The sequence below is a fragment of the Marinagarivorans sp. genome (assembly GCF_982758155.1).
Genome location: NZ_CEXWTU010000175.1, coordinates 1 through 10,894 on the forward strand (window position 1 = coordinate 1; position 10,894 = coordinate 10,894).

The 10,894-nt window shown below is 46.4% G+C and carries 7 protein-coding genes and 1 pseudogene; 2 read left to right on the forward strand and 6 right to left on the reverse strand.

Features of this window, described 5'->3' with window-relative positions:
- Positions 1-168: 168 nt before the first annotated feature.
- Entirely contained in the window at positions 169-810 is a 642-nt protein-coding gene (locus tag AC3A8L_RS15825; RefSeq protein WP_487963242.1) for an EF-hand domain-containing protein, read from the reverse strand.
- 350 nt (positions 811-1,160) lie between these two features.
- Positions 1,161-2,177, reverse strand: a complete 1,017-nt coding sequence (locus AC3A8L_RS15830; RefSeq protein ID WP_487963243.1) for an aspartate carbamoyltransferase — start codon at positions 2,175-2,177, stop codon at positions 1,161-1,163.
- A 547-nt stretch (positions 2,178-2,724) separates the two neighbouring features.
- Between AC3A8L_RS15830 and AC3A8L_RS15835 the strand changes: the two genes are divergently transcribed.
- The gene (locus tag AC3A8L_RS15835) at positions 2,725-3,618 is read left to right on the forward strand and encodes a DUF2971 domain-containing protein (protein ID WP_487963244.1); all 894 of its coding nucleotides are present in this window, start codon (positions 2,725-2,727) and stop codon (positions 3,616-3,618) included.
- A gap of 54 nt (positions 3,619-3,672) precedes the next feature.
- Here the strand turns inward: AC3A8L_RS15835 and AC3A8L_RS15840 are convergent, their stop codons facing one another.
- Complete coding sequence (locus AC3A8L_RS15840) at positions 3,673-4,740, reverse strand: LacI family DNA-binding transcriptional regulator (protein ID WP_487963245.1); 1,068 nt, start codon at positions 4,738-4,740, stop codon at positions 3,673-3,675.
- 582 nt (positions 4,741-5,322) lie between these two features.
- Here AC3A8L_RS15840 and AC3A8L_RS15845 point away from each other — a divergent pair.
- Entirely contained in the window at positions 5,323-8,721 is a 3,399-nt protein-coding gene (locus AC3A8L_RS15845; protein WP_487963246.1) for a response regulator, read from the forward strand.
- 13 nt (positions 8,722-8,734) lie between these two features.
- On the opposite strand, the gene AC3A8L_RS15850 is transcribed toward AC3A8L_RS15845, so the two are convergent.
- The 3 genes and pseudogenes from AC3A8L_RS15850 to AC3A8L_RS15860 form a co-directional block, all read right to left on the reverse strand.
- Positions 8,735-9,259, reverse strand: coding sequence for an SPOR domain-containing protein (locus AC3A8L_RS15850; RefSeq protein WP_487963247.1), 525 nt, complete (start codon positions 9,257-9,259; stop codon positions 8,735-8,737).
- Positions 9,260-9,308: 49 nt separating this feature from the next.
- Positions 9,309-10,556, reverse strand: coding sequence for a bifunctional folylpolyglutamate synthase/dihydrofolate synthase (locus tag AC3A8L_RS15855; RefSeq protein ID WP_487963248.1), 1,248 nt, complete (start codon positions 10,554-10,556; stop codon positions 9,309-9,311).
- Positions 10,556-10,894 (reverse strand): annotated as a pseudogene (locus AC3A8L_RS15860) (acetyl-CoA carboxylase, carboxyltransferase subunit beta); the annotation flags it as partial. The pseudogene AC3A8L_RS15860 and the gene AC3A8L_RS15855, both read right to left, overlap by 1 nt.

Genomic DNA, 10,894 nt, shown 5'->3' on the forward strand with positions numbered 1-10,894 from the left:
GGGCCTGCAGGGAGGCAGGTTATTAGAATAACGCATGGAGCAGTTATCGATCGGCATTCTTATCAAGGCGCTGAAAGGGGCGCATGCCGGGGCATGTAACGCTTTGAGCAACGAAGGTAAGGATGTCGATATCAAGCATTAGTGGATGAAATATTGTTTCCTTGCCCCTTAATAGGTTGTTGAGCGCACACACAACCACAAGAAACATTTAGGCTCGGTACTGGTCGCTACCTGTGTTGAAGCCGCATCAGTATCACTGGTTATTTCGGCCGAGGTGATTTTACCGTTACCGTCTAAATCAAAGGCACCAAAAGCCCCATAATATTGAATATACTCTTCATCGGTAAGCTTGCCGTCAGCATTGGCGTCTAACTTAGAAAAGCGCGCACGTACAATTAGCGCCCTCTTCTTTGCATCCAGTAATGCATACTCTTGCATACTCACCTGCCCATCGCCGTTATCATCCATATGGCTAAACATTTTTTCACGCTTCTGGCTAATTTCATCCACCGAAATAATACTATCGCCATTGGTATCGTATTTTGCCATTAACCACTGCTCTGTTTGCTTGCTCGCAGCATCTCGGTCATCGGCCGAAGACGCTGTGCTCCAAGCGATTGCCAGCAATAGCACCAACAAGACACTAAACTTAAAGCCCAGTGCTAAGCCTCGATGTCGAGATGTTCGTGCATGGAAAGGTAATTCCCACTCCAAGGGTAATGTGCTGCGCGAGAAAACAGAGGCTGCCGTCGATTGGCGTATAAAAGGTAAAAGCAGAAACGATTTGAGAGTGAAGCGAAAATTAGACATCAGTACAACCCACAACAATAGACTACAGCTTGATTGTAATGGGTTATACCGGTCAATACATGACAAAAGTCATACTTTATGCTGATAATTTAATTTATTTGGCACTTAAGAACCAGATTCGGCGTTTTTTTCCTCTCTGACTTGACGTCATTTTCACCACAAGCTGCATTATTTGTAACTATTCAGCCATGCTCAGATAGGCCGGCAAATTGATCATTTTCTGGGCCGCTCAAGCCATCCCTGGGCGCTATGCAAGCGCTCCCGACGCTTGAATGCCCAGAAAACAATCAATTCGCCTTTTAGGTCGGCATTATTTTTAACCCACCTGAATAGTTACCATTACTTCAACATCAAAGCAACGATCGACGATGATACCAACCTACCGGTTTAGCATGCTTTTCAACATCATTCTCCACACCTAAAATTAACGAGAACAATGCCATCCTAACCAACACTCCATTATCCGCCTGTCGAAAAATCGCTAAGTTAGGGTTTTGATTAAGGTCGTTATCGAGCTCATTGGCATCAGCACGCGAGTCGCGAGGTAACGGATGCATAATGACGGTATTAGGCTCGCAGTACTGCGTATAAATCGCTTGATTCAAACGAAAACGTCCGCGATAAAGATCGGCTTCTTCTTTACTGCTAAAGCGCTCTTCTTGAATCCGTGTTGAATACACAATATCAACATCGCGAATACTGTTGGATAGGTCCGACGAGATCGTGACGCGGTGCCCCGCCTCGCGTAAATGTTCAATGTATTTCTCTGGCATCGCCAGCTCGTCAGGCGAGACCAAAACAACCTGAACCTCTTTAAATAGGGCCAGTAAACGGCACAAGGAATGCACGGTACGACCATGTTTCAAATCACCGATCATGGCAATGCGTAAACTATCGAGAGAGCGACCCTTATCCTCTAATTCCTTACGGATAGTATAAAGATCTAGCAACGCTTGACTCGGATGCTCATTAGCACCATCACCACCGTTAATTACGGGCACACGGCTCGCCTCGGCGAATTCAGCCACAGAGCCAGGCTCTGGATGGCGCATGCAAATCACATCGCTGTAACCGGATAACACGCGTGCGGTATCGTACAGAGACTCCCCTTTTGCGATTGCAGAGCTTTGGAAACCTGTGGTTTCACGAACATTTCCGCCCAGCAGGTTAAACGCACAACCAAAGCTTACCCGTGTTCGCGTGCTGGGTTCAAAAAACATATTACCCAGAATGGCGCCCTCTAACACACGCGTAACCTTGGCCCGCGAAGCGTAAGGTACCATCGAGTCTGCAACGCCAAATACACGTTCGATATCGCACCGCTCAAACTGATCAACCGATAACACATGAGAACCTAAAAACTGCATGGCAAACCCTCTATAGAACAGTAATAGCAAATACGCTGAGCACAATCTCGGCGTATTTTAGCCTCGAGTTCGATTAGCGCAAGGGGATGACAGGAATTTAGATCGACATGCAACCTGCCGGCTGACGCAAAAACAGCCTTGTTGATACTGGCGACAAGCCACCCACCTGTTGACTCAAGCGACATAAGGGGCGAGGCAATAATAGTTTGTCCAATTAGGCGAGGGCTCCTGCTTTCTCAGCAAGGCGCTCGAAGGGGCGCATGCCGGGGCCTATAGGACATAGGTCATTAGGGTAACGCATCGGGGCAGGAGCCCCTTATTAGACATTGCAGGAGCATAATGTCGTGGAGCAGTTACCGAGGCATGTAACGCTTTGAGCAACGCTGCTGAGGAGGCAAGAGGCAAGTATTATTGGATAAAGTATTTTTTTCCTCGGCCCTAAACCAACAACACACTATTGATTTCCCCAAAAAGCGTACAGAGTTGCGCAACACCAGCTACTCTTAAAAGGACACCAACACATCGATTCACGACTACGAGACTGACTGTGACCGCCGAGAGCCCAAAACACCTCATAAAATACGTCAGCGCTGACGCAGGCCTCGCCATACTTCGCTCACAAAGCTTGCTATGGAGTAGCCCCAATCATTATTCATCTCCTTTTGAGATGAATGGTAAATGCGCCATTCCATTTAGCAGCAAAGAACTACTTGATGCTGCCGTGAAGCTATCAACTTCACTTATTTTCAGTGATGAAAAACCAAAAGGCGACACTCCGCTAATAACAGCCATTAACCGATGGCGCGATGAGGGCCGTTTTAATTCACCGCAGGAAGCTGAAAACGTATTAAAAGATCTACTCAACCGAATGGTCTCGCAGAAAGAAGAGCAGCTACATGCCTCTTTACAAAAGTGGCAAATGTTTGTTGAATCGGTACGTACCTGCTGTTTTTGTGCATCGCCAGATCTACCGACGGCCTGGGATAGATTTGCGGACCAGCATAAAGGCATCGCCATTAGCGTAATACCCGATGCCGAGAATGGCTTAGAGCAGGTTCAGCGCGTGCAATACACCAACGAGCGCCCACAACTAACTACCCTTAAAGAACAACTCAATCAGCTACTCTATAACCTGGCCGTTAACCCAAGCCAACGCTTCCCTAAAAACCTACTATCAAAGCCCAGCTTTTTATCGGAAGAGCGCGAATGGCGAGCATTAATGCCAAAAAACGCATCATTTAGAAAAACAGACGACCCCTGTAGGGATGAAAAAATGTTAACCAAAGGTAGTATACGAGCCGTGTACCTTGGTATTAACAGCGATGAAGCTACGCGAAATGCCGTTAAAGCCGCATGCAGCAGCTTGGACAAGCCCCCCAAGCTTTATCAAATCGCTATTGCTAAGAGTCACTTCAAACTAGAGGCCGCGCCCATTCCTTGAAGCACTTGTTTAGCTTTACCTTGATTTACTTTGCTTTGTTTTGCTTTGTTTTGCTTAAACAGTTTCAGAAGTCGCTTTAACGCTAAGGGGGTTCGCCTGCCAACCTTCGGTAGAATTACGGTACATCACCTGGCACGCCATGTTCTGAGGATAATCAGGATTTTCAATTTTTTCTATTTTATCGATCAACTTATTCGCAGCTACTTCCGCCATTCGACGATTTGGCTGCTTAACTGACGTGAGTGCTGGCCACGACTGGCTCGCTAACGGCGAATCATCATACCCCGCGATAGCCAATGCTTGAGGGACCTGAATATTGAGGTCGTGTGCTACCGAAAGCACTCCTGCCGCCATATCATCATTGCTGCAAAAAATCGCCGTTGGACGAATCGGCATTTGCAATAGGACTTTTCCAGCAGCAACCCCGGAACTGAACTCGTAAGTACCATCCATAACATAGAGTTCGTCAAGCGCTAAGCCATGGCTCAGTAAGGCGCGCTTATAACCTTCATAACGCGTAATTGTAGACAAACAATCAGGGTTTCCGCGAACAAAGGCAATTGTTTTATGTCCTTGCTGAATGAGGTGGCTGGTCAGATCGAACGCTGCTTGCTCGTCATCACACAAAATCTCAGAAAAACCATCGTATTCTTCTCGCGGCGTAATCCGGACATAAGGCTTCCCTAAGCGCTTCATTAATGAGGTTAATGAAGGCATGCAAACTAAGGGGGGCACCAAGACAAAACCATCGACATTCATATAGCGCGCCTTATGCTCTACCTGCGCCAATATTTGCTCCGGCGAACCCTCACAAGGCTGCATAAGCAGCGAGTAATTACGCATTGAGCAGTGATCCAATAGTCCGCTTTGCAATTGATGCAAATAATAAGCACCCACATCGCAATACAGCATCGCAACCAAATATGAACGCTTTGAAGCCAAGCTACGCGCGGACAAATTGGGATAATAATTTAAATCCGACATCGCCTGCTGGACGCGTTCACGAGTCACTTGCCGAACATTGGCTTCGTTATTAATGACTCGAGAAACGGTTTTCTTAGACACGCTGGCAAGACTGGCCACATCATTAATCGTCGCCTTGGCTGGCTCAATTTCGGTCATAAAACTTCAAACCCTTAATACAAAGATACATTTATTTTTATAACAACGGACCTCCACTGTCGGCCACAGATGACTCGAACAAAGAAGGTCGCACACGGGCATCGTGGAGGTAAAAGCTCTTTTTACACAGCGTCGCATTCTAAAGAATCAAACCCGCGCAAAAATAAAGAAAACGGCTGTTTGCGATCTACTCGCAATTATTTTATCGGCATTCGTGACAACCCTCACAAGACGAGAAAAGAGCCTCTTGAATGACACCCCTGTCAACAAGGTGCCCACCTCCGACTAACGACAAAAGCGTCACGTAAGTAGGAACAACGAAGGCGGCGCCACGACGGAAACATAAATCCCTCCTCGGAGATATCAGAATGAGAAATTATCATCCAGCGTCAAATTACTGTCTCCCCGCCCCCAACCATCCTTATTAATTCAGTCTCAACCGTAAACTCACGCTCATTCACGCTGAAGCTAGCTATAGTTAATGAAGGAATTAGCGAAATGATCACATATTTATGCCGAGCGTTTATCGAGGCTTGCTGTGATTAACACGTATTGAACAATCGCAGGAGTCAGCGTCTTGTAATGTCGCGTTTAATTAATCGGTCGGCCCCCCTACTGAACCAACCTACCCTCCCAATTTTAGTGGGCATAATCACCTGCACATTAAGTTTTTTGCTTTACAGCTTAGTTTCAGAACAAAACCGTAAAGAGCAAGAAAAAATGCTGCATTTTTATGCACAAGGACTCAGTAACGACATCAGTAAAGACCTACATCAACGCGCGCGCTCATTGCAACGCTTAACCTATCGCTGGCCCGTGCACCAAGGCTTGAGCAAAGCCGAATTCGAGGCTGATGCACTCAATATCGTAAAAGATGAACCGGGGTATCACGCCATTGAATGGGTCGATACCAACCTCGTCGTACGCTGGGTTGTGCCGCTAGAGGGAAACCGCTCAATACTTGGCCTTAATCTTTCAGAAGAGCCTGAACGAAAAGCGACATTAGAAAAAGCCTATAAGCATGCCATAACCACCATGACACCCCCCACTCCTCTCGCGCAGGGAGGTACGGGTTTGCTCATGTATTTCCCCATTTTGACAAATAGTGATTTCGAGGGGTTTATCGTTGCCGTATTTCAAACAGAAACATGGTTAAAAGCGGTTATAGAACAATCAATTGAACAACACCAAATCAATAAATTTAATATTTATATCTCGCTAGCGGGGAAGAGTATTTACGGTGAAAAGCTCACAGAAGGAAAGGCATTAAACGCCGCCATTACCCGTAACATGTACAATCATGAACTCGTCATTTCGTTATCTACATACACACAAAGCTTTGATGCTAGCATGCATCAAATGCCCTTAACGCTTCTAGCAACAGGACTCATCTTCTCGCTACTGTTATCGGGCATAGCCTATTTGCTGCAGCGTACTTCACTGCATATAGTCGGAATAAAGAAATCCAAAATAGACCTTCAAAAAGAAAAACAGCGCCTCGCCAGTATTATTCAAGGTATCAACGCGGGCACTTGGGAGTGGAATTTACAAACGGGCGAAGCCATCGTTAACGATACCTGGGCGCAGCTGATTGGTTATACCCTTGAAGAATTGCAACCCATAACGATCAAAAGCTGGGAAGAACTGACTCATCCAGAAGATTACCCAATATCTTTAGAGAAGCTCGTTGCGCACATTAAAGGGCAAACCCCGCTTTACGATGTGGAAATTCGCATGCGCCACAAAAATGGTACGTGGGTATGGATACAAGATACCGGTCAGGTTATTACCCACTCAAAAGATGGGCGCGCCCTAATGATGTACGGCACGCATACCGATATTTCCGCAAGTAAAAAAACAGCCTACGAGCTGTTAATGACCAATCAAAAACTACAGAAAACACTCAACCAAGCCAACGCAATGGCAACCGAAGCCGCTATTGCTAATAAAGCCAAGAGCGAGTTTTTAGCGAGCATGAGCCATGAAATTCGCACACCAATGAATGGAATTATTGGCATGCTGAGTTTGCTTATGCGTGAGCACTTAAACGACAAGCAAGACCACTTCGCGACACTAGCCCTTAATAGCGCAAAATCACTTCTCACATTAATAAATGACATACTCGACTTCTCTAAAATTGAAGCAGGAAAAATGGAACTAGAGGACATTAGTTTCGATATCCATAAATTCTTTGGCGAAACTACCGCTCCCCTCGCTTTACGAGCACAAGAAAAAGGCCTAGAACTGGTTATTGACTACAGCAGTATCCCCAGCTGCAAAGTCATTGGCGATCCAGGACGATTACGTCAAGTCATCATAAACCTTGTGGGCAACGCCATTAAATTCACAGAGACCGGGTTTATAAAAATATCCCCAATACTCACTATTGAAGGAGAGTCAGCAGAACTCAAATGCAGCATTACGGATACCGGCATTGGCATCCCCAACAATAAATTATCATCTCTGTTTGAAAGCTTTACTCAAGTCGACACCAGCACAACACGGAAATACGGGGGCACCGGCCTAGGCCTAGCTATTTGCCTTAAGCTCTGCCATCTAATGAACGGTAGAATTGTTGTTTCCAGCGAAATAAATCAGGGCTCTAACTTTACCTTTTACGCACAATTAAAAAGCAGTGCAGAAAAAATAAAAGAGCTTCCCTGGATCGATTTAAGTTCGCATCACATTTTAGTCGTCGATGGCTGCGAACCACAACGCAAGCAAGTGGTTTCCATGCTCCATAGCTGGCGAGCCAAAACTTTCGAAGCTGTAGATAGCGAAAGTGCACTGAAAATATTGAATTCACAACACGGCAGCATAGATTTGGCCATCATTAACAACCAACTGCCTTCTAGTAGCGGTACGCAACTCAGCCTTCAAATTGCACAGCTTCCCAACTACCAAAATCAGTTACGTATTTTACTGGCAGGACAAGGCGAGCGCGGAAGCCATCAAGACTTCGCCAACCTTGGTTTTCATGCAAGCCTCACCAAACCGATTTCACCATCTGATTTATTCAACATAATCATGAATTTATTAACGGGGAATTATAGTGGCGGCAGCTTTATTTCGATTGCAACCAATACCATTAGCGAAGAAAGTAGTCGTATAACAGAAAGAACCTGCCGTGTATTACTCGTTGAAGATAACCCCATTAACCAGGAGGTTGCACAAGGCCTACTACAAGATTTAGGCTTAACCGTTACTCTCGCCAACAATGGTAACGAAGCCATACGTGCGCTAGCAACAGCCCCTGCAAACATACCGCCCTTTGAGGCCATTCTAATGGACTGCCAAATGCCGGTTATGGATGGTTATGAAGCCACTCGGCAAATTCGAGATAATGCCGCGGGTAAAAAATACCAAAGCATTCCCATTATCGCCATGACAGCCAACGCCATGACTGGAGATAAAGAAAAATGCCTACAAGCTGGTATGAATGACTACGTGAGTAAACCCATCGATCCAGATGCCCTAGAAAAAGCTTTACGAGCCAACCTAACACTGGACGCGTCATCGGAAGCCCTTGCCGCCACAAATACAACCCCAGCCACCATCCCTAAAGCGATAGAAAAAGAACCACAAGTGCCTTCGAGTCAAGCGCCGAAAAATGAAGCCATAGGTGATGATCAAGATCCCATATGGGATAAAGCGGCCATTCTAAAACGAGTAAAAAACCGCGACGACCGGTTAATGCGATTAATCACAATGTTCATGGAAGATATGCCAGAAAAAATACTCGACGTGAAGAGTGCAGTAGAAAAAGAAAACTACCAAGACGCGAAAGCCTTCACGCACAACATTAAAGGCGTATCAGGAAATTTAGGCGGCGTGCAACTACAGAAGAAATGCGCAGAATTCGAAGGTTATTTATTAGCTAACGATAAAGCCGCCATTGAAAACTGCCTACCCTCATTACTGGAGGCCTTCAGTACTTTTTGCACGGCATTAGAAAACCACAAAGCTAAGGGGCGAGCATAAAATGACCACTCAATTATTTTTTAGGCGTAATATCCAACAAAATACTTTTTAGCTTATATTTTTTATCAATGATTTTTTTGTCAGCCAGCAATGCTTTCTTATCGAGTTTTGGCCCGACATATACCCGGTAATGCAGCCCTTTCGACGTTTTAGCATCACGTAAAAAAGCATGGTAACCATCCTCGATTAAACGATCCCTGAAAACCACGGCTTTTTGTTTTTCGCTGTAACTAATGACCTGTAGCACCCAACCGTTGGGAACGCCATTATCATTTAATGTAGGACCGGCGGGTGTTTCGGGTTCGGGTAAGGTTTCATCGGGAATAAACATCTGCTCGGGTTCTGGCGCGGGAGAAAGCACTTCAGGCGCCTTAGCCACAATAACAGGCGCTATATTAATCGTCGGCATGGGAGGCACCTGGGTTACAGTGCTTACGGGCGTAATCGTTTGCCGGTCAAATAACACGGGAATAAAAATTACGGCAATTGCCAATAAGACAATGGCGCCAATCAGTCGCTGCTTTAAACCGTCATCCATATCACTAACCCGCCTACCGCTTGAACCATTATGGCCTTACTTCAACCATTTAACCCTCGCTGTAGCTTAACGCCTCAGCAACCGTGAAGAAAGAACCAAAAACTAAGATCGGCTGATCCACTAAATTTGAGGCCCTTAACCCATCGAGCTGAGTCGCTACAGAACCGCCAAGTGTTATTGCCTGAGTGCTCACGCGTAAACCGAGAAGTACATCCGCAATGATTTCTGGTTTCGCTGACCGAGAATTATCATCCAATTGCACACAATGCCAATGGGTTACCCAGGGCACTAATGGCGCTAAAACACCGCTTAAGTCTTTATCCCCCATTATCGCAACAATCGCGCGCAATGGCTTACAGCCTCGGCGCTGTAACTGGGAGGCTAACAATTTTGCGGCCGCAGGATTATGCGCAACATCCAGCAATAGGGTCAAATTATCGGTAGGCAATAACTGCATTCGTCCTGTCAACTGAGCAGACGCTACAGCTTCGACAATTTTAGCCTTTGAAGGCAAACAACCTTCCAGCTCACACACCTGTAGGGCGGCGGCAACGCTCTGTAAAGGTAAACCGACACCACTAATATCGACGCTTATCCCTGCACGGGTATACAGCGCTTCGTTGGCCACACCAAAATCTTTACCCCACCACAAAGAGGGGCAACGCAATTGCTCTGCATATTTTTGTACAGACAAAGGCGGAGAATCATCAGCACACACCAGCGGCGTATCCGCTCGACAAATACCGGCTTTTTCGCCACCAATTGCTTCGCGTGTAGAGCCCAACCACGACTCGTGATCAATGGCCACAGATGTAATTACGGCGACACTTGGAGCGACAATATTAACGGCATCTAAGCGCCCGCCCAAACCCACCTCTAGCAACCAATAGTCCAAAGGCTCACGATTAAATATATCCATCGCCGCCAAGGTTCCAAACTCAAAATAGGTCAGCGATATATCGCCGCGAGCTTCATCAATACGCGCAAAGGATTCACACAGCTGCACGTCAGTTACCGCTTCGGCTTGCAACCGAACACGCTCGTTGTAACGCAAAAAATGCGGCGATGTATAAGCACCAAAACGTTTGCCGCCCGCCTTGAGTAACGACTCGAGCGCAGCCACACAACTTCCTTTACCGTTAGTACCGGCAATGGTAATTACGCGCGCTTTCGGCGAAAGAACACCTAAGCGCTCTGCAACAATTCGAACACGCTTCAACCCCAAGTCGATAGCCGAAGGATGATGACTTTCCTGCCAGGCCAACCACTCAGGTAATGTACTAAAACGTTCCGGCATTAGGCGGCTGGCTGTTCTTGATGGGTCATTTTTGCCAATAATCGCGCTATGGTATCGCGCATTTCACTGCGGTGAATAATCATATCAATAGCGCCGTGCTCCAATAAGAACTCTGCACGCTGAAAACCCTTAGGCAACTTTTGACGAATGGTTTGCTCAATAATATTCGGGCCGGCAAAGCCTGCACGCGAACCAGGTTCTGCCGCATTAATGTCGCCCAACAAAGCTAAACTCGCCGAAACGCCACCGTACACAGGGTCTGTCATTACCGAAATATAAGGCACACCTTGTTGCTTCATGCGCTCGATAACGGCACTGGTTTTCGCCATTTGCATCAA